The sequence below is a fragment of the Hoeflea sp. AS16 genome (genome assembly GCF_038900095.1).
Lineage (GTDB): Bacteria > Pseudomonadota > Alphaproteobacteria > Rhizobiales > Rhizobiaceae > Hoeflea.
The window spans coordinates 106954-130929 of sequence record NZ_JBBMQQ010000011.1; the positions used below are offsets into that span (position 1 = coordinate 106954).

At 59.6% G+C, this 23976-nt stretch carries 18 protein-coding genes; 15 read left to right on the top strand and 3 right to left on the bottom strand.

The features are described from left to right. Window positions 1-10 precede the first annotated feature (10 nt). From WNY80_RS20495 to WNY80_RS20555, 13 genes are all read left to right on the top strand, one after another. Entirely contained in the window at window positions 11-1081 is a 1071-nt protein-coding gene (locus WNY80_RS20495) for a hypothetical protein (protein ID WP_342889259.1), read from the top strand. An 18-nt stretch (window positions 1082-1099) separates the two neighbouring features. Continuing rightward, the gene (gene tolB, locus WNY80_RS20500; RefSeq protein ID WP_342889260.1) at window positions 1100-2413 is read left to right on the top strand and encodes a Tol-Pal system beta propeller repeat protein TolB; all 1314 of its coding nucleotides are present in this window, start codon (window positions 1100-1102) and stop codon (window positions 2411-2413) included. 132 nt (window positions 2414-2545) lie between these two features. Further along, window positions 2546-3085 carry a peptidoglycan-associated lipoprotein Pal gene (gene pal / locus WNY80_RS20505; RefSeq protein ID WP_342889261.1) on the top strand — a complete coding sequence of 180 codons (540 nt, stop codon included), beginning with the start codon at window positions 2546-2548 and terminating at the stop codon, window positions 3083-3085. Between the two features lie 164 nt (window positions 3086-3249). After that, window positions 3250-4152, top strand: coding sequence for a tol-pal system protein YbgF (gene ybgF / locus WNY80_RS20510; RefSeq protein ID WP_342889262.1), 903 nt, complete (start codon window positions 3250-3252; stop codon window positions 4150-4152). A gap of 124 nt (window positions 4153-4276) precedes the next feature. Beyond that, window positions 4277-5524: a tRNA lysidine(34) synthetase TilS gene (gene tilS, locus WNY80_RS20515; RefSeq protein WP_342889263.1), complete on the top strand. Its 1248-nt coding sequence runs from the start codon at window positions 4277-4279 to the stop codon at window positions 5522-5524. A 113-nt stretch (window positions 5525-5637) separates the two neighbouring features. Beyond that, entirely contained in the window at window positions 5638-7575 is a 1938-nt protein-coding gene (gene ftsH / locus WNY80_RS20520) for an ATP-dependent zinc metalloprotease FtsH (RefSeq protein WP_342889264.1), read from the top strand. A 173-nt stretch (window positions 7576-7748) separates the two neighbouring features. Beyond that, window positions 7749-9101, top strand: a complete 1353-nt coding sequence (gene glmM, locus WNY80_RS20525) for a phosphoglucosamine mutase (protein WP_342889265.1) — start codon at window positions 7749-7751, stop codon at window positions 9099-9101. A 389-nt stretch (window positions 9102-9490) separates the two neighbouring features. Further along, window positions 9491-10339 (top strand): outer membrane protein, encoded by an 849-nt coding sequence (locus tag WNY80_RS20530; RefSeq protein ID WP_342889266.1) that lies wholly within the window; start codon window positions 9491-9493, stop codon window positions 10337-10339. A 235-nt stretch (window positions 10340-10574) separates the two neighbouring features. Then, entirely contained in the window at window positions 10575-11420 is an 846-nt protein-coding gene (locus tag WNY80_RS20535) for an outer membrane protein (RefSeq protein WP_342889267.1), read from the top strand. 160 nt (window positions 11421-11580) lie between these two features. Further along, entirely contained in the window at window positions 11581-12756 is a 1176-nt protein-coding gene (locus tag WNY80_RS20540) for a phosphoserine transaminase (protein WP_342889268.1), read from the top strand. A gap of 87 nt (window positions 12757-12843) precedes the next feature. Then, window positions 12844-14439: a phosphoglycerate dehydrogenase gene (gene serA, locus WNY80_RS20545; RefSeq protein ID WP_342889269.1), complete on the top strand. Its 1596-nt coding sequence runs from the start codon at window positions 12844-12846 to the stop codon at window positions 14437-14439. Between the two features lie 400 nt (window positions 14440-14839). Then, entirely contained in the window at window positions 14840-16768 is a 1929-nt protein-coding gene (locus WNY80_RS20550; RefSeq protein WP_342889270.1) for a DUF262 domain-containing protein, read from the top strand. Beyond that, on the top strand, window positions 16768-17541 hold the full coding sequence (locus tag WNY80_RS20555) for an ATP-binding protein (RefSeq protein WP_342889271.1): 774 nt from the start codon (window positions 16768-16770) through the stop codon (window positions 17539-17541). The genes WNY80_RS20550 and WNY80_RS20555 overlap by 1 nt, the downstream gene beginning before the upstream one ends. A 209-nt stretch (window positions 17542-17750) precedes the next feature. Here WNY80_RS20555 and WNY80_RS20560 read toward each other — a convergent pair whose 3' ends face one another. Next, entirely contained in the window at window positions 17751-18629 is an 879-nt protein-coding gene (locus WNY80_RS20560; protein WP_342889272.1) for a DMT family transporter, read from the bottom strand. A gap of 237 nt (window positions 18630-18866) precedes the next feature. Between WNY80_RS20560 and WNY80_RS20565 the strand changes: the two genes are divergently transcribed. After that, on the top strand, window positions 18867-20165 hold the full coding sequence (locus WNY80_RS20565) for an adenylosuccinate synthase (RefSeq protein WP_342889273.1): 1299 nt from the start codon (window positions 18867-18869) through the stop codon (window positions 20163-20165). A gap of 54 nt (window positions 20166-20219) precedes the next feature. After that, window positions 20220-21878 (top strand): hypothetical protein, encoded by a 1659-nt coding sequence (locus WNY80_RS20570; RefSeq protein ID WP_342889274.1) that lies wholly within the window; start codon window positions 20220-20222, stop codon window positions 21876-21878. Window positions 21879-22173: 295 nt separating this feature from the next. Here the strand turns inward: WNY80_RS20570 and WNY80_RS20575 are convergent, their stop codons facing one another. Both WNY80_RS20575 and WNY80_RS20580 read right to left on the bottom strand, forming a co-directional pair. Further along, complete coding sequence (locus WNY80_RS20575; protein ID WP_342889275.1) at window positions 22174-23235, bottom strand: aminopeptidase; 1062 nt, start codon at window positions 23233-23235, stop codon at window positions 22174-22176. Between the two features lie 441 nt (window positions 23236-23676). Then, the coding region (locus tag WNY80_RS20580; protein ID WP_342889276.1) for an acetolactate decarboxylase at window positions 23677-23976 on the bottom strand (300 nt) is incomplete at its 5' end.

The window sequence follows — 23976 nt, forward strand, 5'->3', positions numbered from 1 at the left end:
CGGCGCGCTGATGAAGGGAAGTCTGGCGACATCTACGGTATTGCATGCGCTTGTGCTGGGGGTCGCGCTGTCGTCCTTCACTGCACCGCGCACGCTTGAGGTCGCGGATGTGGAATCCTTTCCGGTCAGCATCGTGCCGATCGAGGAGATCACCCAGATCCAGCAGGGCGAGAAAACAGCGCCCGTTGCCGAAAAGGCAGCGCCCACTCCGACGTCGCGTCCCGACCCGGTGCCGGATGCGCAAAATGCCGGTGACAACTCGGTCGACCTGAAATCGAGCAAGGCGGCCAAGCCAAGCCCGAAGGAAGTGGTGTCCGAAGCGCCGCCGAAACCAGCTGAGAAACCCGCACCGAAGGCCGAGCCTGCGCCCAAGGCACCAGCGCCGGAACCGGTCAAGGTAACGGAACCCAAACCGGCGCCAAAGCCTGCCGCCGAACCGGCGCAAAAGCCCGCTGAACCGACACCCGCGCCGGTCGATGTCGCGGCCTTGCCGGCCCAGACGACACCGGATCCGGTGGCCGAAGCGATTGCCGAGGCAGCGCCGTCCGAACCGCAATTCGCGGCGCTGCCGAGTGCCGGACCGGTGCCGGAAAAACGGCCTGAACCGGTCAAGAAAGTTGCCAAGCAGGACGCGCAGGAAAATGCCTCGTCGAAAGAGAGCGATTTCAATGCCGACCAGGTTGCAGCGCTTCTCAACAAGCAGGATGCTGCCGGCGGCGGCGCCAAGCGGACGACCGAAACCGCATCACTCGGCGGTACCCGGACAACGCGGGGCAATACGCTGAGCCAGAGCGAGATGGATGCCCTGCGCGGCCAGATCCAGAAATACTGGAACATCATCCCGGGCATGGCGGATGGCGGAGATGTGCGGGTCACGGTCAGGATGCGACTTGATCTGGCGGGCAATATCATCGGCGAGCCGGATGTCACCGCCAGCGGCGGATCTGCGGGAACACGTGGTACCTTGTCCGGCAGCGCCCGTCGCGCGGTGCTCAGGGCACAGCCCTACCAGTTGCCGAAAGAGAAATATGATTCATGGGCGGATGTGATCGTGAACTTCGATCCCAGCCAGATGTTCTAAGCGCTGAAAGGCTGCATTATGAAAACGATCAACCACATTCTTGTCTTGCCACTGGCAATGGTTGCCGCACTTGTTCTGCTGACGGCAGGCCCTGCGCGTGCGGTCGTCGAGATCGACATCAACCGCGCCAATGTCGAGCCCTTGCCGATCGCGATCACCGATTTCATTTCCGACGACGCGGTGGGGGCACAGATTGCCGCGGTTGTTGCTGCCGATCTCAAGCGGTCCGGCCTGTTTGCACCGATCGACAAGGCCGCCTTCATCGAGAAGATTTCCAATCCCGATGTGGCGCCCCGGTTCCAGGACTGGCGGGTGATCAACGCGCAGGCGCTGGTGACCGGCCGGCTGGCGCGCGAGGCGGATGGCCGCTTGCGGGCCGAGTTCCGGCTTTGGGACACGTTTGCCAACCAGCAGCTTTCGGGCGAGCAGTTCTTCACCCGTCCTGAAAACTGGCGGCGTGTGGCGCATATCATCGCCGATTCGATCTACGAGCGACTGACCGGCGAGAAGGGTTATTTCGACAGCCGGGTGGTGTTCGTCTCCGAAAGCGGACCGAAAACCGACCGCAAGAAACAGCTCGCGATCATGGACCAGGACGGCGCGAACCTGCGCATGCTGACCAATGCCAACGACATCGTCCTGACCCCGCGGTTTTCGCCCTCGCGCCAGGAAATCACCTACATGTCGTTCGAGGGCGGTCAGCCGCGGGTCTATCTGCTGCAACTGGAAACCGGCCAGCGCGAACTGGTCGGCAATTTTCCCGGCATGACGTTCTCGCCGCGGTTCTCGCCAGATGGGCAGAAGGTGATCATGAGCCTTCAGCAGGAAGGCAATGCCAACATCTACACCATGGACTTGCGTTCGCGTCAGACCACGCGGCTGACGAATACGGCCGCGATCGACACATCGCCGTCCTACTCGCCTGATGGCAGCCAGATCGTTTTCGAAAGCGACCGCGGTGGGCGCCAGCAGCTCTACATCATGGGAGCTGACGGTTCCAACCAGCGCCGTGTGTCATTCGGGGACGGGTCCTATTCGACGCCGGTCTGGTCCCCGCGCGGCGATCTGATCGCGTTCACCAAGCAATCGGGCGGCAAGTTCTCGATCGGCGTGATGCGCACTGACGGGTCAGGCGAGCGCATCCTGACCACCGGGTTTCACAATGAAGGCCCGACCTGGAGCCCGAATGGCCGGGTGCTGATGTTCTTCCGTCAGCCAGCCGGTGCGGGCGGTCCGCAGATCTACTCGATCGACCTGACCGGCTACAACGAGCAGCTGGTGAGCACTCCGAGCTATGCTTCGGATCCGGCCTGGTCGCCCTTGCTGGAGTAGTGCAGGTCCTGAAAAAGGCAGGTTTCTGCCGTGTTTGCGCCGCATTGTGCGTCCAAACGCTGCAACCAGGGACGAAATAGAGAGAATTTTAACCGTCTTTCTTCAACGCCGATTAACCGCGACCGGTTACAAATGATCAACCAAACACTTCCAAGGAGTCCGGCCATGCGCCGCATGCAAGAACTTGCCCGCAACCCGGCGATGATCGCGCTGTTCGCAGCGCTCATGCTGACAGGTTGCGCGTCGAAAAAGAACAATCTGCCCAACAACGCCGCCGATCTCGGCCTGGCCGGAAACGCGGCTCCGGGAACCCAGCAGGACTTCACCGTCAATGTTGGCGACCGGATTTTCTTCGACACGGATTCCTCGGTGATCCGCTCCGATGCGGCCGCGACGCTTGACCGGCAGGCACAGTGGCTCAACCAGTATCCGAATTACCAGATCACGGTTGAAGGCCATGCCGACGAGCGCGGCACACGGGAATACAACCTTGCGCTCGGAGCCCGCCGCGCTGCTGCCGCACGGCAGTATCTCTCCACTCGCGGTGTTGCCGCCAACCGTATCCGCACGATCTCGTTCGGCAAGGAACGTCCGGTCGCGGTTTGCGACGACATCTCCTGCTGGTCGCAGAACCGGCGTGCGGTTACCGTTATCGGTGGCGCCGGAAGCTGACGGCAGATACAGGCTTTGAAATGCAAGATGGCGGTCTCTGGGCCGCCATCTTTTTTATGGCAGCTCCGTTTCACCATAGTTTGGCCGGTTTGTGCGTTGATTTGGTGTCCCGCCATGCGTTATCCAGTTGTCCGGGCATATACCCGCGTAATGAGGTCAGGCCGATGAAATCCATTTCCAGATTACTCGCAGCGGTGGCGATCAGTGCATTCGCCTTTCCTGTGAATGCAGCACCGCTGCTTTCCGCATTTTCGCATCAATCGCCGTTGCCGCCGGCTCCGGTCGGCGCTGCACAGACAAGCCGCGCACCGGTTGTCCTGGCGCAGGCCGGAGACCCGGTCTACCGGATCGGGCAGCTTGAAGAACAGATCCGCGGGCTCAATGGCCGCATCGAGGAGCTCGGGTTCCAGCTGCTGCAGATGCAGGAGCAGATGCGCCAGATGCAGCAGGACAACGAGTTCCGCTTCCAGGAACTTGAGAAAACCGGCAACCAGCGCTCCGATGCAGGTCCGGCGGTCACCCAGCCGGGCATCGAGCAATCAACCACTGCATCGACCAGCCAGGCCGGGCAGGGGGCAGGTGCGCCTGCCACCGATCTCGGATCGATCCGGTTTGACGACAAGGGTGATCTCATCGGCGGAATCATCGAGCCGATGGACGGGGGCAACGAAACGGCTTCGCTGTCATCACCCGAGGACATGTACCAGGCTGGCTACAATCACATGCTGGCGGGTGATTATGCCCTGGCCGAGCAGGTGTTCCAGGACTACGTCGCCAGCAATCCGGAAGATCCGCGTGCCTCCGATGCAATGTTCTGGCTGGGCGAGGCGCAGTATTCGCAAGGCAAATACCAGGACTCGGCCAAGACCTTTCTCGACGCGCACAAGCGCTATCCCCGTGCAGACAAGGGTGCCGATACGCTGTTGAAGCTGGGCATGTCGCTGGCCAAGCTCGACAATCGCGAAACGGCCTGCGCCACGCTGCGCGAAGTCCTGATCCGCTACCCGGGCGCTTCCGCTGCGGTCCGCGCCAAGGTCAGCGAAGAGCAGCTGCGGGCAAGTTGCTGACTTCCTGCCGATCCCGATGATGCCTGATCCTTCGGGCGGCCCTGCGCAAACGCCGCAGCAATGTCTTCAATGTCTCCGTGAATTTCTAGCCGGTCTGACCAGCCCGCGTCCGCTTGGAATCGCGGTGTCGGGAGGTTCGGATTCTCTCGGGCTGCTGTACGGGCTTGCTGCCCTGCTGCCGGCGACACGGCTTGTGGCCTTGACGGTGGATCATGGTCTTCGTCCCGGATCGGCGGACGAGGCGCGCTGGGTGAAATCGCGCTGCCGGAGGCTCGGCATCCGTCATGAAACGCTCAGATGGGAAAGCGGCCAGCCGGCCACCGGGGTGCAAGCCGCAGCCCGGGCGGCGCGTTATCGCCTGATGGTCGAGGCCTCCGCACGCCTGGGCCTCGGGGCTGTTCTGACCGCGCATACGCGGGATGACCAGAACGAGACACTGGCCATGCGCCGTGTTCGCAGTTCATCGGACGATGCGCCGGGCCTTGCAGGCATTCCGCCGGCAACCCTGTTTGACGGGCGAATGTGGGTGTTGCGTCCGCTGCTGGGGCTCCCCCGCGCCGCGATCCGGGACTTTCTTCGCGAGAGAGGTGTTGGGGACTGGATCGAGGATCCGTCGAACACCGATCCGCGCTTCGAGCGGGTGCGGGTTCGAACCAGGCTCAGCGAAGAAGGGGCGGCTGTTGCCGATCCCGATGCCGGGCGGATTGCTGTCGCCCGTTACCAGCTTGCCTGCCGGGTGGCGGACTTTGTCGATGCCAATTGCCTTGTTGATGTGAGCGGCCTGGTCCGGATGCGGTTCGGCCCGGATGATGCTGCGGATGTGACCGTGGCCGCGCTGGAAGCGCTGATCGACTTGTGCGGCGGGGCGCCGCGTCCCATCGACAGGCGCGGCAAAGCGACGCTTGCAGAGTTTATGCGTTCATTCAGCGCGGACGGCAACGGCCAGGCAATCAGCCTGGGGCGGACACTGATCCGGCGTCGCGGCGGCTGCCTCACTCTCCGGCGGGAAGGCCGGGGCATTGCCGATCTCACCCTCGCGCCGGGTGCATGCGGCGTCTGGGACCGGCGCTTTCGTGTTCACAATCTCTCTTCCAAATCCGTTCTCAAGGTATCAGGCGGCGGAAACGGTGGATTTATGCCCTGTTTCAGCCGCGAAGCCGGCATTTTTCCGGCAGATCTGGGCATGGAGGACGGCGTGGTTGGCGGATTTGTCTGTCAGCCGCTTGCCGGCCGCAGTTCCCATATTCTGACGGTGCAGCAGTTGCCCGTGGCCCAGGCGCTGGCACGATTGGCCAAGCTTAAGCCGTTTGCTAAGTGCCCGTGGGCCAATTCGCTGGATATTCCGGCGTTAACTGCGATGAAAGTGCAATGACAAACACCGCTGCCAGCCTTGGCAAGACCCCTCCGGGCTCCTATGTTACAGGTTGAGTTTTCGAAATACGGTTATGCGCCGGTGGCTGCAGGCCTTGATCCCCGAGGAAGAGTATGAATCCCAACTTCCGCAATTTTGCCCTGTGGGCAATCATCGCGCTTCTGTTGATCGCATTGTTCAACATGTTCCAGAGTCCAACCGAACGGACGGCGGGGCGTGATATCGCCTATTCGCAGTTTCTCAAGGATATTGATGCAGGCCGTGTCCGCGACGTGACCATCGTCGGCGAGAAGATTTCCGGCAACTACACCGATACCGCGACGGGGTTTCAAACCTATTCGCCCGGTGATCCCAGCCTTATCCAGCGGTTGAATGACCGCAATGTGACAATTATTGCCAAGCCGGAAGTCGACAGTTCCAACACGCTTGTCGGCTACCTGATTTCCTGGCTGCCGATCCTTCTCATTCTTGGTGTCTGGATCTTCTTCATGCGCCAGATGCAGGGCGGCTCACGGGGTGCCATGGGATTTGGCAAGTCGAAGGCAAAGCTTCTGACCGAAGCGCATGGCCGCGTGACGTTTGCGGATGTGGCCGGCGTTGATGAGGCCAAGCAGGATCTTGAAGAGATCGTCGAATTCCTGCGTGACCCGCAGAAGTTCCAGCGACTCGGCGGCAAGATCCCGCGCGGCGTTCTGCTGGTGGGCCCTCCCGGCACCGGCAAGACGCTGACGGCACGTGCTGTGGCAGGCGAAGCCAATGTGCCTTTCTTCACGATTTCCGGTTCGGATTTTGTTGAAATGTTTGTCGGCGTCGGCGCAAGCCGCGTTCGCGACATGTTCGAGCAGGCCAAGAAGAATGCGCCCTGCATCATCTTCATCGACGAAATTGACGCCGTCGGACGCCATCGTGGCGCCGGACTTGGCGGCGGCAATGATGAGCGCGAACAGACGCTCAACCAGTTGCTCGTCGAGATGGACGGTTTTGAAGCCAATGAAGGCATCATCCTGATCGCGGCGACCAACCGTCCCGACGTGCTCGACCCTGCGCTGATGCGCCCGGGCCGGTTTGACCGTCAGGTTGTGGTTCCGCTTCCCGACGTCAATGGCCGTGAGAAGATCCTCAAGGTGCACGTCCGCAACGTGCCGATGGCGCCGAATGTCGATCTCAAGGTTCTTGCCCGCGGCACACCCGGTTTCTCCGGTGCTGACCTGATGAACCTGGTCAATGAAGGCGCATTGCTGGCGGCGCGGCGCAACAAGCGTCTGGTCACGATGGCCGAGTTCGAAGACGCCAAGGACAAGGTCATGATGGGCGCAGAGCGCCGCTCGACGGCCATGACCCAGGAAGAAAAGAAGCTCACCGCCTATCACGAAGCCGGGCATGCCATCGTTGCGCTCAATGTCGCCGTGGCCGATCCCGTGCACAAGGCGACCATCATTCCGCGCGGCCGTGCACTGGGCATGGTCATGCAGTTGCCCGAGGCCGACCGCTACTCGATGAGCTACAAGTGGATGGTGTCACGGCTGGCGATCATGATGGGTGGCCGCGTTGCCGAGGAACTGACCTTCGGCAAGGAGAACATCACGTCCGGTGCGTCTTCCGATATCGTGCAGGCGACCAAGCTTGCCCGTGCGATGGTGACCGAGTGGGGCTTCTCCGACGAACTCGGTCAGGTTGCCTATGGCGAAAACCAGCAGGAGGTTTTCCTTGGTCATTCGGTGGCGCAGCAGAAGAATGTCTCCGAAGCCACCGCGCAGAAGATCGACAGCGAGATTCGCCGTCTGATTGATCAGGCATACAGCGAAGCCCGCGAGATCCTGACCAAGAAGAAGAAGGCATTCATCGCCATCGCCGAAGGCCTGCTTGAATATGAAACGCTGTCCGGCGAGGAAATCAAGGCGCTGATCCGCGGCGAGAAGCCTGCCCGTGACCTTGACGACGACACCCCGCCGAGCCGTGGTACCGCGGTTCCGACGGCCGGCGCCAAGAAGGGCGGAGCCGGCAAGAAGGGCGATGAGCCTGACACAGGTCTGGAACCGCAGCCGCAATAAGGCGCGGTCCGGCGTAAACCATACCAGCCAAGATTTGATAACAGCCGCTTTCGGGCGGCTGTTTTGTTGTGTATTGCAACGGTTTGTAACAAAATCTGATTGTATTCCCGCGTCGATGTGTTGGATCAACAGGGATACGAGAATATTTTATCTGGATTGTACCGGGGGCTTCCATGAGCAGGCGATATTTTGGCACGGATGGAATTCGTGGCCAGGCAAACAAGGCGCCCATGACGCCGGACCTGGCAATGCGGGTGGGTATTGCGGTCGGTAACCTGTTTCGACGCGGTGATCACCGGCACAGGGTGGTGATCGGCAAGGATACCCGTCTGTCCGGCTACATGATCGAGAACGCGCTCGTGGCAGGCTTTACCGCTGCCGGGCTCGACGTGTTCCTGCTCGGGCCTATCCCGACGCCGGCGGTGGCGATGCTGACCCGCTCCCTGCGCGCCGATATCGGGGTGATGATTTCGGCCTCCCACAATCCCTACCAGGACAATGGCATCAAGCTGTTCGGCCCCGATGGTTTCAAGCTGTCGGACGATCTGGAGCATCGCATCGAGGAGCTGATGGACGAGGACATCCATCTGCAGCTGGCGCGCCCGGATTCGATCGGCCGCGCCAAGCGCGTTGACGGTGTGCACGACCGCTATATCGAATTTGCCAAGCGCACGCTGCCCAAGGACATCACCTTGTCGGGTATGCGTGTCGTTGTCGATTGCGCCAACGGGGCGGGTTACAAGGTTGCTCCGGCAGCACTTTGGGAACTCGGAGCGGACGTGATCGCGATTGGCGAAGAGCCGAACGGCACGAACATCAATCTCAATTGCGGCTCGACCCATCCCGTCGCGCTGTCACGCAAGGTGCATGAAGTCCGGGCCGACATCGGCATTGCGCTGGATGGCGATGCGGACCGTGTGCTGATTGTCGACGAGACCGGCGCGGTTATCGACGGCGACCAGCTGATGGCGCTGATCGCTGAATCCTGGAAGGCGGATGGTTTGCTGCGTGGCGACGGTATCGTTGCCACCGTGATGTCCAATCTTGGTCTGGAGCGGTTCCTTGACGGCATCGATCTGACGCTTGCCCGGACCAAGGTCGGTGACCGCTACGTCGTGGAACACATGCGCAAGCATGGGTTCAATGTCGGCGGCGAGCAGTCGGGCCATATCGTCCTGTCGGACTTTGCCACCACCGGAGATGGTCTTGTTGCGGCCTTGCAGGTGATGGCGTGCGTGCAGCGTATGGGGCGTCCCGTGTCGGAAGTCTGCCGCAGGTTTGAGCCGGTGCCGCAAGTGCTCAAGAACGTGCGGCATTCGGGCGGCAATCCGCTCAACGATGCCCTGGTGAAGGCCGCCATTGCCGATGCCGAGGCGACCCTGGGCAGTTCTGCCCGCCTGGTCATCCGTCCTTCGGGAACAGAGCCGCTTATCCGGGTCATGGCAGAAGGCGATAACCGCGAGAATATCGAGACGGTCGTGGATCAGCTGATCAACGTCATCTCGGGCGCCCGCAACGCGGCCTGACGGATAGCTTGCATCTTCCGGGGCAATCCGCCGGAATTGATGCAGGGCAGGGCGGCTCAAGCAGCCGAATATTCCTGTCCGGTCTGTGAGTGCTTGCGAAAACAAGCAAAAACTTCAGGCATACTTCACGTGGCCTGCCCAAAAGGCTGCTGTTTGGTCGCCTGTGCCTGATTTCGGCGTCTTCTGATCTTTGCCGATCGGCCCTGAATTCAAAAACAGCTCCGGTTTTGCCATCCCACAGTAACAGTTGCGCTTCTTGTTCTTCGATTCTTGGTAAAGAGACGTGGTTAAGTGCGCTTTAACTTTTCTGCTTCATTATCCATCGCGAACCAACAATCGTGTTGTCACCAGAACCGGCGACAGCGCATGTCTCGACGATGGAGTCTATCATGAGAAAGATTTTCCTGGCTGGTACTGCCATGCTGTTTGCCGGTGTAGGTATTGCTGGAGCAGCTGATGTGCTGCCAGCCCCGTATGTTGAAGCGCCTGTCTATGAGGCGCCCGTTCAGACGGTCTCTGCTGCCGGTGGCTGGTATCTCCGCGGCGACGTCGGATATTCCTGGAACAAGATGAAGGGCGCCGAATTCTTCCAGGGCGGCCTGAACACCTATGCACCGTTCACCACCTCATCGCTGCGCTCTTCCTACAGCGTCGGCGTCGGTGTCGGATACCAGATCAATCAGCGTTTGCGCACGGATGTGACGCTGGACTATTTCGGCAAGGCAAAGTTCAGGGGCTCGACCACGGGCAGCTGCGGCGTGGCCACGGCCTGCACCTCGACCGACCTGACTTCGGTGACCGGCTATGGCCTGCTGGCAAACGCCTATGTCGACCTCTACAAGAAGGGCCGTTTCACCTTCTACGCCGGTGGCGGTATCGGTGGCACGCGCGTCAAGTGGGATGACCTGAACAACACATCCTGCGAAACCGGCAATGCCAACAATTGCGACCCGTCCTTCAACCATGGCGGCGCTGCCGGATGGCGCTTCACCTATGCGCTGATGGCCGGTGCTTCGGTTGACATCAACTGCCACCTAAAAGCCGATGTCGGCTACCGCTACCGCCACATTGCCGGCGGCGCGATGTTCAAGAGCCTCAACAGCGCCGGTTACCAGGGCTACCACAAGGCGATCTCCTCGCATGAGGTCCGTGGCGGTCTGCGCTACGGCTTCGGCGGTTGCGACCAGGAACAGGTCTATATCGAACCTGCTCCGATCATGCCTGCGGTCTACAAGTAGGCCCCGGCCAAACCGCACCAGACCAGCATTCGTTTCGAACCGCCCGGCAGCAACGCCGGGCGGTTTTTGTTTGCGCGCTGTCTTGTTCAATGGTCATTTTTTAAGCCGCAGCCACGCGGAAAATCACGGTTAACAAACATGCTTAACTGTGACTTAACCAGTCGCCGCCATAGTGGTCTTCATACGTATCCGGGACGCGTTCGAGCCGGCCGGATCAATTGAAGGGAATTTGGCCATGATCATGCGTTTCGCTGCGGCGTCCAGCATTGCTGCTTTGATGGGAATTGCAGCGCCTGCCCACGCGGCAGATCTTGATGAAATCATCTACGCCAAGGAATTGCCGGTGACGAAATCGGTCGAGATCGGTTCAGGCTGGTACTTGCGCGGCGATCTCGGGTACTCCGCCAAAACCCGCGGTGTAGCCACCAACTACCAGGTGTTTACCGCCGGAACGCCGGGAACATACACCTCGACGCCGTTCAACAGCTCATCGCTGAATGACGATGTGTCCGGGTCGGTGGGTGTCGGCTACAATTTCACCGACTATTTCCGCGGCGATCTCACGTTCGATTTCTCCAAGGGACGGTTCTTCGGCTCCAGAAGCTCGACACTGAACTGCCCGGGTGTGGCGAGCGGCCAGTGTGCCGGCGAGGATGTGCAGAATTTCGAGCATTTCGGCTTCATGGCCAATGCCTATGTCGACCTGGGAACCTTCGTCGGCTTCACGCCCTATGTCGGTGCAGGCGTCGGGTTCACCCGGCTGACCTGGGAGTCCTACAACAGTGATCTGAGCTGTGTTTCGGTTGCCGGCAACGCCTGCGGCATAGGCGGCATCACCGCCAGCGTCGGGGCCGGAAACCAGAGCTGGCGCTTCACCTACGCGCTGATGGGCGGTGTCTCCTATGACCTGACCCAGGATCTCAAGCTGGACCTCGGTTACAAGTATTCCAAGATCGAATCCGGAAACCAGGCCGGCTTCGATGCCACCGCGATACTGGCCGGTGCATCGGGCTACCAGATCCAGGACAACGGCTTCCAGAAACATGAAGTCCGGGTCGGCCTGCGCTACAATCTCTGGTAGGTCAGCCAGGCATCGAGAGAGTTGAAAGGGCGGATCATCTCCGCCCTTTTTCCTATGCTGCAGCGCATAATGCGGCTTGACTCCGGAATCGCCGAGGTCTAACCCGGTCAGTGGGCCACCCCTCCCCAACGAGGGGCCACTATCTGGAAGGATAGCCATTATGACGACTGACACCAAGCCGGACGTGCGTCCGGCCAATCCCCGTTTTTCTTCTGGTCCCTGCGCCAAGCGTCCCGGTTGGACGCCCGAAGCGCTCTCTGATGCGGCTCTTGGCCGCTCGCACCGGGCCAAGATCGGCAAATCCAAACTCAAGCAGGCCATCGACCTGACGCGCGAGATTCTCGGCGTTCCGGACGATTACCGCATCGGCATCGTGCCGGCGTCCGACACCGGCGCCGTCGAAATGGCCTTGTGGTCGATGCTCGGCGCCCGCGGCGTCGACATGGTGGCCTGGGAAAGCTTTGGCGAAGGCTGGATCACCGATGTGGTCAAGCAGCTCAAGCTCGATGATGTCCGCAAGATTACTGCGCCCTATGGCGAGCTTCCCGACCTTTCGCAGATCGATTTCGATCGCGACGTGGTCTTTACTTGGAACGGCACCACCTCCGGCGTGCGGGTTCCCGATGCCGAATTCATCCCGGCCGACCGGCAGGGGCTGACCATTTGCGACGCAACTTCCGCGGCGTTTGCGCAGGACCTCGACTTCGCCAAGCTCGATGTCACCACCTTCTCCTGGCAGAAGGTTCTGGGCGGGGAGGGCGGCCACGGCGTGCTGATCCTGAGCCCCCGCGCTGTCGAGCGGCTCGAAAGCTACGTGCCGGCCTGGCCGCTGCCGAAGATCTTCCGCATGACCAAGGGCGGCAAGCTGATCGAGGGCATCTTCAAGGGCGAGACCATCAACACGCCGTCGATGCTGTGCGTCGAGGACTATATCGATGCGCTGACATGGGCCGGGAAAGTCGGCGGCCTCAAGGGGCTGATGGCGCGTGCTGACGCCAATGCAAATGTTCTGCACCGCTTCGTTGCCGAGAATGACTGGATCGCCAACCTGGCCAAGGTCGAGGCGACCCGTTCCAACACCTCCGTGTGCCTGGTGATCGCCGATCCGGAGATCGCAGCCCTTGCACCCGACGCGCAGGCCGCCTTCGCCAAGGCAATGGTTGGCCGTCTCGACAAGGAAGGCGTGGCGCTCGACATCGGCGCCTACCGCGATGCCCCCGCGGGCTTGCGGATCTGGTGTGGCGCCACCGTCGAGACATCGGATCTCGAAGCGTTGACCCCGTGGCTGTCGTGGGCTTTCGCCCAGGAAAAAGCCGCGCTCAGGCAGGCCGCCTGACCATAGCCCTGGTGACCGCGCCGGTCTGATCCCGCGCGGTCCACGCTGCCCAATCCCATCATTCAGACCTTATCAATGGAGGCCATCATGGCACCTCGCGTACTCGTATCCGACGCCCTGTCGGAAACCGCCGTCCAGATCTTTCGCGATCGCGGCGTTGAAGTGGATTTCATGCCGAAGCTCGGCAAGGACAAGGAAAAGCTGCTCGAAATCATCGGCGATTATGACGGCCTTGCCATCCGCTCGGCCACCAAGGCGACGGAAAAGCTGATCGCGGCCGCGACCAACCTCAAGGTGATCGGCCGCGCCGGCATCGGCGTCGACAATGTCGATATCCCGGCCGCCTCGCGCCGCGGCATCATCGTCATGAACACGCCGTTCGGCAACTCGATCACCACCGCCGAACACGCCATCGCGCTGATGTTCGCGGTTGCCCGCCAGCTGCCGGCAGCGGATGCCTCGACCCAGGCCGGCAAGTGGGAAAAATCCAAGTTCATGGGCGTCGAGATCACCGGCAAGACGCTTGGCGTCATCGGTGCGGGCAATATCGGTGGCATCGTCTGCTCGCGCGCCATCGGCCTGAAAATGCGGGTTGTCGCCTATGACCCGTTCCTGTCGCAGGAGCGGGCCGAGGAAATGGGCGTCACCAAGGTCGAGCTTGACGAATTGCTCGCCCAGGCCGATTTCATCACCCTGCATGTGCCGATGACCGACAAGACCCGCGGCATCCTGAATGCCGAGGCGCTGGCCAAGACCAAAAAGGGCGTGCGCATCATCAACTGCGCCCGTGGCGGCCTGGTCGACGAGGCGGCACTGGCCGAAGCGATCAAGTCTGGCCATGTCGCCGGTGCAGGTTTTGACGTGTTCGAGACCGAGCCGGCAACCGAAAGCCCGCTGTTCGGCCTGCCCAACGTGGTCTGCACGCCGCATCTCGGCGCCTCGACCACGGAAGCGCAGGAAAACGTGGCGCTGCAGGTGGCCGAGCAGATGTCGGATTACCTGGTCCGCGGCGCGGTCTCCAACGCCATCAACATGCCGTCTATCACTGCGGAAGAAGCACCGGTGCTGAAACCCTTCATCCGGCTCGCCGATGTGCTCGGCTCGTTTGCCGGCCAGGTCACCGAAAGCCCGATCAAGGAAATCGAAATCCTTTATGACGGCGTGACTGCGGGCATGAACACCAAGGCGCTGACCTCGGCCCTGCTGGCCGGTCTGATCCGCAACCAGGTCTCCGACGTCAACATGGTTTCGGCCCCGATCATGGTCAAGGAAAAGGGCATCGTGCTCTCCGAGGTCAAGCGCGACAAGACCGGTGTCTATGACGGCTACATCAAGCTGACCGTGACCACCGAGCGGCAGACCCGTTCGGTCGCGGGCACCGTGTTCTCGGACGGCAAGCCGCGCTTCATCCAGATCAAGGGCATCAATCTTGATGCGGATGTCGGCCAGCACATGATCTACATCGCCAACACCGACGTGCCCGGCATGATCGGCTTCATGGGCTCGACGCTGGGCGACGCCGGCGTCAACATCGCCAACTTCCAGCTCGGCCGCGAAAAGGAAAGCGGCAACGCCATCGCCCTGCTCTATGTCGACGAACTGGTCGGCCAGGACGTCCTCGACAAGCTCACCGCCCACCACGCCATCAAACAGGCCAAGCCGCTGGTGTTCAACGTGGATTGAGGGTTGGGGCCTGGTGCCTGATGCGCCGCCTCCCGGAGCCTGAGGGTTTTGGGGGGCGGTTTTGGTTTTGGAGAAACACACCTATAGTTGTAGTAACACTGCGAGTGAATTAGCGATTCCGCAGCGCCGATTTTGGAAAAGGATATTCGCGGTTTGAGGCATTGAGGCTAGTGGTACGTGTCAAGAACACGAAGAATGCCCATTCTTGTCAATTGTTCGACGTTAGAAATAACACCATGCTGGTTGTGCGCTACCGCTTAAATGCAATCAACGACATTGTAACCAAACCAGATTCAGGATTAGACTAGGCTTGAATAGGCATGGATGTATGCCTCTGAACATTAAAGCACTCAGGCACTCTTCAAAGAGTTTGCCTGAGACACATTAGATTGAAAGCGCTATGGCATCAAGCATCAGAATTTCAGAGCTATCCATATCAGAAGTACTTGAAAATTTGAGTAGTAGAAAATGGAAAGTGCCAAGGTTTCAGCGGGAATTCGTTTGGGATACATCTGCAGTCGCAGGTTTGGCTACTTCTGTAATAGATGGGTACCCAATTGGTATGGTGACGCTTTGGGAGCAGCCATCAGATTCACATATTGATCTGGAACCTCTATCAATAGACGACTGGGATAGCCAGTCAAAAACTAAAGTTGTTCTTCAATTCGGAAAGCCTGAGGCAAACCCAACTCACGTGATGGCAATTCTCGATGGTCGACAGAGAAGTACCGCACTAGCAATGGCTTTCTCCGGATTTTCGCCGAACTTTGGTGGCAATAAATACTCTGGTCGATATTTTCTCAATGCTTCCTTGAAGGATCCTCTTGAGAGAGTTGTCTTCAAGAAGAAAACTGAAATTCAGAAGGAGGGATTGACGAATCTCGATGCATGTATCGCGAAAGGCTACTTCCCGTTAGCAAGTTTTGAGAGAGGCCAGTCAGTTCTGCAGCAGTGGTATGGCTATATTCAGAAGCTCAAAGACGAGTCGATCTATCCTGATGGTGAATTTCCAGATGCTGATGAGATAGCGCGCCGCGATAAAATTTTGCAGCAGGCGTTTGAGGGAATTACAGAGACAAAGCTCGGTGCCTGCACTGTCCCTCAAAGGTACGATCTTGGGCAGATCTGTGAAATTTTTGAGACGCTCAACTTGACTGGTATGAAAGTATCAACTGTCGACTTGATCAATTCATGGCTTCTCAGAGATACCAATGATGAATTGCACCTACGCGATTGGATGGACGATCTATCGCAGCTTGATGGAGCAATTGGTTGGGCCGTGCCGAAGAAAAGGCCGGAACTAGTTGCTCAAATATCTACCGCCTGCTTTGTAGCTCTCACGGACTTGCCCACGAAGCCCAAAGCACGGCGAGTTGCGGGCGCCTCCAAGCCGAAGAGCATCACTTCGGTCAAATCATCAGATCTTCTTGCAACCCCTGTTGAGCATTGGGCACATTTAGTAGCCCACACTGATGAATTCTCACAGTTTATTGGGGATTTTCAGGAAGTCGTTGCTGGCGGTCAGTTTGGATACCTCCAGTGCCCCTATCCGATTTCATCTGGAATTTACGTGGGTCTTAGGTGGCACAAGCGTTTTGATCCAGAAAGCACTCACGGTAGCTGGTCCGTAGATGACCTGAACATGCTGTATCGCGCATTCTTTTGGAGAAATGCCTTGGCGACGAGATATGATCAAGGCTTTCTAAGCCAAATGGGCACTGACATGATAATGTTAAAGTCTATACTTGGGTCAAAAGGAAATTTTTCGAGCAACGAAGAGTGGGTCGCATTTGCAGACGATCAACTGAATCGTGATATTCCCCCATCTGAGGTCCGGGATCACGAACAGTTGGTTGAACTGCTCTTAAATGGGCGTCCCGGAGGCGCGTTGCAGTCGGCGCTACTGCTTCCGATGATTGCGGCTGCGTCCAGGGATTTCATGGGTAATATTCTTGTAGGAGAGGACGGTAGTCGCGTAGAATTGCACCATATATACCCTAAGAGATGGTGTCGCGAGAATGCGTCTGGGGAGTATTTGAGTTTGCTTGGTATTGATTCTGATTCTGAAAATTTTGTGGAATCTATTTCTAACCTAATGCCCATCTCAAGAGAAATTAATAACATATGGAAATCAAAGAGTCCGGCGACCTTCTTATTGGAACAGGGTGTAATTTATGATGGCGAGGTCAAAAATTCGTTCGAAAGTGTGTTCGTGGATGAAGAGTGCTTCGTGCTTTTGAAAAGGGGAATGAGCGGGATTGAGGCGTTTTGGAAACGACGAGCCAATTTAATAGCTAGTCATCTTGTTTCTCTGACCGATGTAAAATAATGGCCTCGGAGACGTTCCTTGAACTGGTGGTTCAAGCTTACCAAAGTGGACTTGAATGCACCCTTAATGATTTGAGGCAACTTCCCGATTTTGTCGAGTTTGGGGCTCTTTCTGCCTGCTCAAAAATTGAGGTTGCTTTAAATGAAAAGGGGCTCGAACTCAATCCATCGGTTTCTGAAGGAGAATTGGATCAAGTTCGTGTCGTATCCAGAATTAGTACTCCAGAACGTTTTATTCTCGCACTAAAAGAAGCCCTCCAATCTGATGAGGGCCAGGAAGTCGAGTTTAAGGAATCTCTGTATTTAAAGAAGAAATTACTCGGAATGGAGAAGGTGCCGAAAGATAAGTGGGTCTCTGATGATTTGGTGTTCGAATGCATAAAGACAATATGTGCATTTTTGAATTCAGATGGAGGTACACTTCTAATCGGTGTCAGTGATGTGCGTGATATATGCGGTATAGACTGTGAACTTGATTTTATACCTGTTAAGAGCGGTACGCTGGACGGGTGGGAGTTATTTTTTTCGTCGTGTCTGGAAAAATATATATATGACTATCGTAGTTGCATTGGGCATATTTCAAGAAAGCTTGTTTCCCAGGATGGTTTAACAATTTGTGTGGTTATTGTGAGACCCAGAAGGCAGGGCATTACAGTTTGCCGACGACCCGCCCAGATGAATGATGAAATTGTCTATGTCAGAAATGGAAATGGGAGCGCTGAGATTAAGGCTAGGGCTATTGAAGCTCTGGTGAGAAGCCGTTTGAGTGAATAATAGCGTATATTGTGTTGATGATTATTTCGTTTGATAAAATTGGTTGTGTTGGGCGATATATATGCATGTTTGGTAGCGTTTAGTTATGTTTTTTAGCATTTTATATTTGTTGAGTATTTGGTAACTCGAGCATAGAGCCCGCCGTCTAGTTTGAAGGGGCCCCGCAACCATGCGTAGTAGCATGCGCAAATGATGTTTGGGCCTCCCCCCTACCTCTTCCCCCGCTCCGACAGCCATATCCCGCCCAGAACCAGCCCCAGCGCAATCACGTGATAGAGATGCAGCATCTCGCCGAGGATCAGCACGCTCAGCAACGTCCCGAAGATCGGGACCAGGTTGATGAAGATGCCGGCGCGGTTGGAGCCGATGATCTCGTTGCCGCGGATGAACAGCACCTGGGCGATCAGCGAGGGGAAGATGGCGGTGAAGGCTGCGACCAGCCAGCCGGTGGTGTCGGGCCAGATCACCGAGCCGCGCATCACCTCGAAGGCGGAAAACGGCAGTGAGGCGAGGAAGGCGGCGCCCGCCATCACCGTGATCATCGACTGCCAGTGCAGCGTGGGCTTGTAGCGCAGCGCCACGGTGTAGCCGCCGTAGAAAAACACCGCCAGCAGCATCAGCGCGTCGCCCCGGTTGAGTTCGAGGCCTACCAGCCGCGCGAGGCTGCCGCTCGAGGCGGTGATGGCGACGCCGGCCAGCGTCAGCACAAAGCCCACGATCTGCGCCGGGGTGACCCGGATGCGGAACAGGATGAAATTGGCGAGAAAGATGATCATCGGCATGCCGGCCTGCTCGATGGCGACGTTGATGGCGGTGGTGTATTCGAGCGCCGAGTAGAGCAGGATGTTGAAGAAGGCAAAGCCGAACATGCCGTAACTGACAAGCAGGGGCAGGTTGGCCCTGATCACGCGCACATCGCGGCGCACCTGCGGCAGCGCAAAAGTGAGCAGGATGGCAAAGGCCATGCCCCAGCGAATCGATGTCAGCAGCATCGGCGAAATATGGCCGACGGCCACCTTTCCGGCGACGGCATTTGCCCCCCAGGACAGGGAGGTGATGATCAGAAGCAGGTAGGCGCGCAGGATCAAGGCTGGATTTTCCGGGGTTTTTGGCCGGGCGGGCGGCTGGTTTGCGGGTGATTATGGGCTAAAATGGCTTGGTTCTGGAATGCTGCAGCTCCTGTTTGTCGGGATGCGGAGAAATTGTCACGCAAAAAAGGCCGTTCGCGCCGGCCAAGGGTCGATTTTGGTGGCCCAAGTCTGTATGCATGCGCGGGTTTTTGTTTTCCGGGCCTCCTGCACGAGGCCCCAATCCAAGGGGTTGTCATGGCCAACGTAGTTGTCGTCGGGTCGCAATGGGGTGACGAGGGAAAAGGCAAGATCGTCGACTGGCTCTCGGAGCGCGCCGATGTGGTGGTGCGTTTCCAGGGCGGTCACAATGCCGGTCACACGCTGGTCGTCGACGGTGCCGTCTACAAGCTGTCGCTTTTGCCTTCGGGCGTGGTGCGGCCGGGCAAGCTCGCCGTCATCGGCAATGGCGTGGTCATCGACCCGCATGCGCTGGTCAGCGAGATCGACCGGCTGGCCGAGCAGGGCGTCGTCATCAATGGCGACAATCTCAGGATTGCCGACAACGCCACGCTGATCCTGTCGCTGCACCGCGAGCTCGATGCGCTGCGCGAAGATGCGGCGTCGAATTCCGGCACCAAGATCGGCACCACGCGGCGCGGTATCGGCCCGGCCTATGAAGACAAGGTCGGGCGCCGGGCGATCCGGGTGATGGATCTGGCCAATCTGGAAACGCTGCCGGCCAAGGTCGACCGGCTGCTCACGCACCACAACGCGCTGCGCCGCGGGCTCAACCAGCCGGAATTCTCGGTCGAGACCATCCTCGAGGAACTCACATCGGTTGCCGAGCGCATCCTGCCGTTCCGCGAAACCGTGTGGCTGCTGCTCGACAAGAAGCGCCGTGCCGGTGCGCGGATCCTGTTCGAGGGCGCGCAGGGCACGTTGCTCGATGTCGACCACGGCACCTATCCGTTCGTCACCTCGTCCAACACCATTGCCGGCCAGGCCTCGGCGGGTTCGGGCATGGGGCCGGGCGCGCTGAGCTATGTGCTGGGCATCACCAAGGCCTACACCACGCGCGTCGGCGAGGGGCCGTTCCCGACCGAACTCAACGACGAGACCGGCCAGTTCCTGGGCGAGCGCGGCCATGAATTCGGCACCGTGACAGGCCGCAAGCGGCGCTGCGGCTGGTTCGATGCGGCGCTGGTGCGCCAGGCGGTTGCTGTCAACGGCATCACCGGCATCGCGCTGACCAAGCTCGATGTGCTTGACGGGCTGGACGAGCTGAAGATCTGCGTCGGCTACGAGCTTGACGGCGAGCGGATCGACCATCTTCCCGCCAGCCAGGGCGCGCAGGCGCGGGTCACGCCGGTCTACGAGAGCATCGAGGGCTGGACCGGCACCACCGTGGGCGCGCGCAGCTGGGCCGACCTGCCGGCGCAGGCGATCAAGTATGTGCGGCGGATCGAGGAGCTGATCGGCGCGCCGGTGGCACTGTTGTCCACAAGTCCGGAGCGGGATGACACGATACTTGTGACTGATCCGTTTGAAGACTAGGTTAGCGCAACTGCGTGATTTGAAGCGCTTTGTGGGAACAAACCAGGGTAAGTCATGGCGGATTTTGTAGCAGTCATCCGGAAGGCGGTCGATAACCTGCCGGAGAATACTCCGGTCAACCGGGGCAAGGTCTACGACAAGGCGCGGGCTGCCATCCGCCGTCAGCTCGAGGCGATCAATCCGCCACCGTCGGACGAGGTGATTGCGCGCCAGCTCGACAAGCTCGACGCGGCCATCGACGAGGTCGAAAGCGAACACGCCGAGGCGCTGCCCGCCGATATCGACGAGACCGAAGCCCTGATGGCCGAGCTCGAATCGATGGTGGAAAAGAGCCCGGTGATCGCCGAGCCGAAACCCGAACCAAAGCCGGCCCCGAAGCCCGAGCCGCCGAAGCCAGAGCCAAAGCCTGAACCGATCGTCGAGCCGGAACCCGAAACGCGGTCGCTGGCACCGGAGCCCGTGGTGACGCCGGAGCCTGCGGCGCCGGTCTACCAGGCCGCGGTCAGTTCTCCCGAACCCGCCGACATTCCCTATGACGCGCCTTATGAAGCACCGGAGCCGGAGCCGCTGGGGACGCCCGAGCCGGTGTCGCGGCCGACGGATCTGGTCGGCGAGGCGCATGACGCGGCTTTCGGTCTTGATCACGCGCCCGAGCGCCCGGCGGATGCGCCATCGCGCAAACCGGCGGCGGCCAAGGCCGGCCGGGGCGGGCTGCTGGCGGCGCTGCTTGTGGTGGGCTTCATCGGCCTGGTGGCGATTGCCGGCTGGATCTACAAGGACACCGTGACCGCCATGTTCGGCGGCACCGCTGCCGATGCGCCGGTGGCGAGCGAGGAAACGCAGCCTGCCGGAGACACGGCGGAGGTTGCGCCCGAGGCCACCGATGAGGCCGGCGGCGAACAGGCGCCGGTCGAAACGGCGATGACCGAAGAGGCAGCCCCTGTCGACGACGGCAAGTTTACCCAGCGTCTCAATCCCGATGGAACCGAAACCGATGCCGGCCCGGCTCCGGGGCCTGCGCCCGACGATGCCGTCGAAGGCCGCTCGGTGGCCGAACTCACCGATGCGGGGCCTGCCGACGAGAGCGTTGCGGAAGAGGCCACTGCCGATGCCGCGGTTTCGCCCGAGGATGCCGCCGCCCCTGCGTCACAGCCGCTTGGCGTGGCGCAGAAGATGATCCTGTATGAAGAGCGCCTGGGCCAGCAGTCGCTCGAGGTCAAGCCGGGCACGGTGGTCTGGACGCTGGTCAACGAGCAATCCGGCGACGGGCCCGACGAGCAGGTTATCCGCGCCGAGATCAACAATCCGGACAAGGGGCTGTCGGCGCTTATGACCATCAAGCGCAACACCGATGCGTCGCTGCCGGCCAGCCATATCGTCGAGATCGTCTTTGCCCTGCCGCCGGATTTCGACGGCGGCTCGATCGACCAGTTGCAGCGCATCGCCATGAAGCAGACCGAGGCCGACCAGGGCACGCCGCTGATCGCGGTGCCGGCCAAGATCACCCAGGATTTCTACATGGTGGCGCTCAACGATCTCGAGGAAGCGCGCAAGACCAATGTCGAGCTTCTGCGCGACCGCAGTTGGATCGACATTCCGGTGGTCTATGCCAATGGCAGGCAAGCGCTGATCACGCTGGAAAAGGGCGCCAGCGGCACCGAGGTGTTCAACCAGGCGCTGGATGCCTGGGCGCGGGCGACGCCACAGAACTGAGGCTGATGCCTGGGTTAAGCCCCTCCCACCGATGGGGAGGGGTTGGGGAGGGGCAAAAGCTGGCTTCGTGCGTTGAAACTCGCTGTAACCGCCAACGCCTCAGCCACCCACCAATCTCCCCCCTTGCGGGGGAGATGTCACACCGTGACAGAGGGGGGTGAAGCCCGCCTCCTATTCCGATAGTTCGAGTTTGCCGCGTTACCCCCCTCTGTCGGCTACGCCGACCCAGGGCGAGCCACGGGTCTCGCCCGTCCTTTGGACCCCGCCGCAAGGGTGGAGATTACGGGCCTCCGCCTCACTCGCAGCTCGTTGCCGCCTCAAGCGCCGCGCCCCGCTTGGCCCTGTCGAGCCGGCCCAGCCGTCTGACTGCGGTGTAAAACCTTGGATAGTCGCCCGAGCACAGCTCGAACAGGCGGATGAAGGCCGGCACCTGGTCGGAATAGACCGAGGTTGCGGCCAGCTTGGCGTTGTTGATCGGTACATCGAACCAGCCGTCATAGCCGCGATACCCGCTCCAGCGTCTGTCGCGCATCCGGCGGTAGCGCGTCCTGAGCCGGTCGATGGCTGCGGATTTCGCCGCCCGTTTTTGCGCGGCGCTGCCGGGTCCGGCATAGATTTTCGCCAGTTCGGATTTTGTCCGCGCCACCAGCGCCACGAAATCGGCGCTGCGATTGAGCCCGGCCTCGTAGCGGCTCAAGCCGGCCTCGTCGCCGGCCGCGCGAAGCCATTTGCGCACGCCGGTGGTTTCCACCGCCACCGCAAAGGCCTCGTTGAAGGCGGTGTCGTCGTTGATGTAGACGCGCTGGTGGGCGAGCTCGTGAAACACCAGGGCTGCCAGATAGGTCTTGTCGCGCAGGAACATGGTCGACAGCAGCGGATCGCTGGACCAGCCCAGCGTCGAATAGGCGGTGACGCCGGAGACATGGGTGTCGAAGCCATCGCGCTCGAGCTCCGCTGCGGTTCGGACCGCCGATTGTTTAGCGAAATAGCCGCGGTAGGGCACGCAGCCGAACACCGGAAAGCACCAGACCTTTGGCACGAGCGAGAATTCCGGTGCGGCAAACACCGCCCAGGTCACATAGTCCCGGCCGATATCGACGTAAGCGCGGTAGCTCTGATTGTCGGGCAGGTCGAGCGCGTCGCTGGCAAACTGCCGGATGGCGCTGGCCGCCCGCATCCGCGCCCGCAACGGCTCGGGCGTCGCATCATCCCTGACCAGCCGTTCGACATTCTTCCGAGCCGCCATGATCTCGACATGCCCCTTCAGCGACTGCGCGTAATAGGACACGCCGATGCAGCCGCTCAGGCCGGCCGCCAGTCCCAACGCAAAAATTACTCGAAAGAAGATACGCTTCACGGTCTGCCCACTCGATTGCCCACATGTCCCCCGAGCACATTTCGTGATTGCTCTTGAAAGACGCCTGAGTGTTAAAGCGGGGGGCGGGTTTGATCAAGCTTGGGGAGGGGCGTACGCCGGAGCCCTGTCCCTGGAATGAGGGGAATAGTGTGGTCACATCCGGTGCTGAATTGGTGATACCCTCTCCAAGCCTTCGGTGACATGCCGTCAGTTTTTGCAACGATGCTCATGGTTGGTTTCATTGAAATGACTTGCATCCCAGTTCACCGCAAGCGGTATACTCAGTGACTGCATTTCATCTAAACACAAATTATTATTGTTCAGGCAAACGAGGCCGCTGTTGAACTATGGCCTGATTTCGCTTTGTTACAAAATTTTTGCAACTGCGAGTAATCAGGCCATATTCTAATTCACGTCAAAAGGCGCGGCAAAATTGGCAAACTATTTTCTTGTTGCGCCTTCAACGGCCTCTGTCTTTGATTTCAGATCTTCCTTGAGATTCCATGTGCTGAAATCCGGATCATCTGGCATCAGGACTTTCCAGGCCTGAAGTTTGTTGACTTTGATTTTGATGTCGTCTCCGGAAATCTTTAGAATGTGTCCGCCTTTTGTAAGGTCCTTTGACAGGAAGTGGATGTGCCATCCTGGAAGATTCATCCCTTCCACAGAGGTGGTTCGGATTGTCTGAACAGTTTCGGGCGTCTGCTTAAGTGGATTTCCGCCCTGATTATGCTGCCGCCA

Bases quoted from the DNA above. Each gene is read 5' to 3' on its own strand.
- WNY80_RS20530 (WP_342889266.1), top strand. From the start codon at position 9,491: ATGAGAAAGATTTTCCTGGCTGGTACTGCCATGCTGTTTGCCGGTGTA.
- pal (WP_342889261.1), top strand. From the start codon at position 2,546: ATGATCAACCAAACACTTCCAAGGAGTCCGGCCATGCGCCGCATGCAA.
- WNY80_RS20495 (WP_342889259.1), top strand. From the start codon at position 11: ATGAAGGGAAGTCTGGCGACATCTACGGTATTGCATGCGCTTGTGCTG.
- WNY80_RS20570 (WP_342889274.1), top strand. From the start codon at position 20,220: ATGGCGGATTTTGTAGCAGTCATCCGGAAGGCGGTCGATAACCTGCCG.
- ftsH (WP_342889264.1), top strand. From the start codon at position 5,638: ATGAATCCCAACTTCCGCAATTTTGCCCTGTGGGCAATCATCGCGCTT.
- WNY80_RS20565 (WP_342889273.1), top strand. From the start codon at position 18,867: ATGGCCAACGTAGTTGTCGTCGGGTCGCAATGGGGTGACGAGGGAAAA.
- tolB (WP_342889260.1), top strand. From the start codon at position 1,100: ATGAAAACGATCAACCACATTCTTGTCTTGCCACTGGCAATGGTTGCC.
- WNY80_RS20555 (WP_342889271.1), top strand. From the start codon at position 16,768: ATGGCCTCGGAGACGTTCCTTGAACTGGTGGTTCAAGCTTACCAAAGT.
- glmM (WP_342889265.1), top strand. From the start codon at position 7,749: ATGAGCAGGCGATATTTTGGCACGGATGGAATTCGTGGCCAGGCAAAC.
- serA (WP_342889269.1), top strand. From the start codon at position 12,844: ATGGCACCTCGCGTACTCGTATCCGACGCCCTGTCGGAAACCGCCGTC.
- WNY80_RS20550 (WP_342889270.1), top strand. From the start codon at position 14,840: ATGGCATCAAGCATCAGAATTTCAGAGCTATCCATATCAGAAGTACTT.
- ybgF (WP_342889262.1), top strand. From the start codon at position 3,250: ATGAAATCCATTTCCAGATTACTCGCAGCGGTGGCGATCAGTGCATTC.
- WNY80_RS20535 (WP_342889267.1), top strand. From the start codon at position 10,575: ATGATCATGCGTTTCGCTGCGGCGTCCAGCATTGCTGCTTTGATGGGA.
- WNY80_RS20540 (WP_342889268.1), top strand. From the start codon at position 11,581: ATGACGACTGACACCAAGCCGGACGTGCGTCCGGCCAATCCCCGTTTT.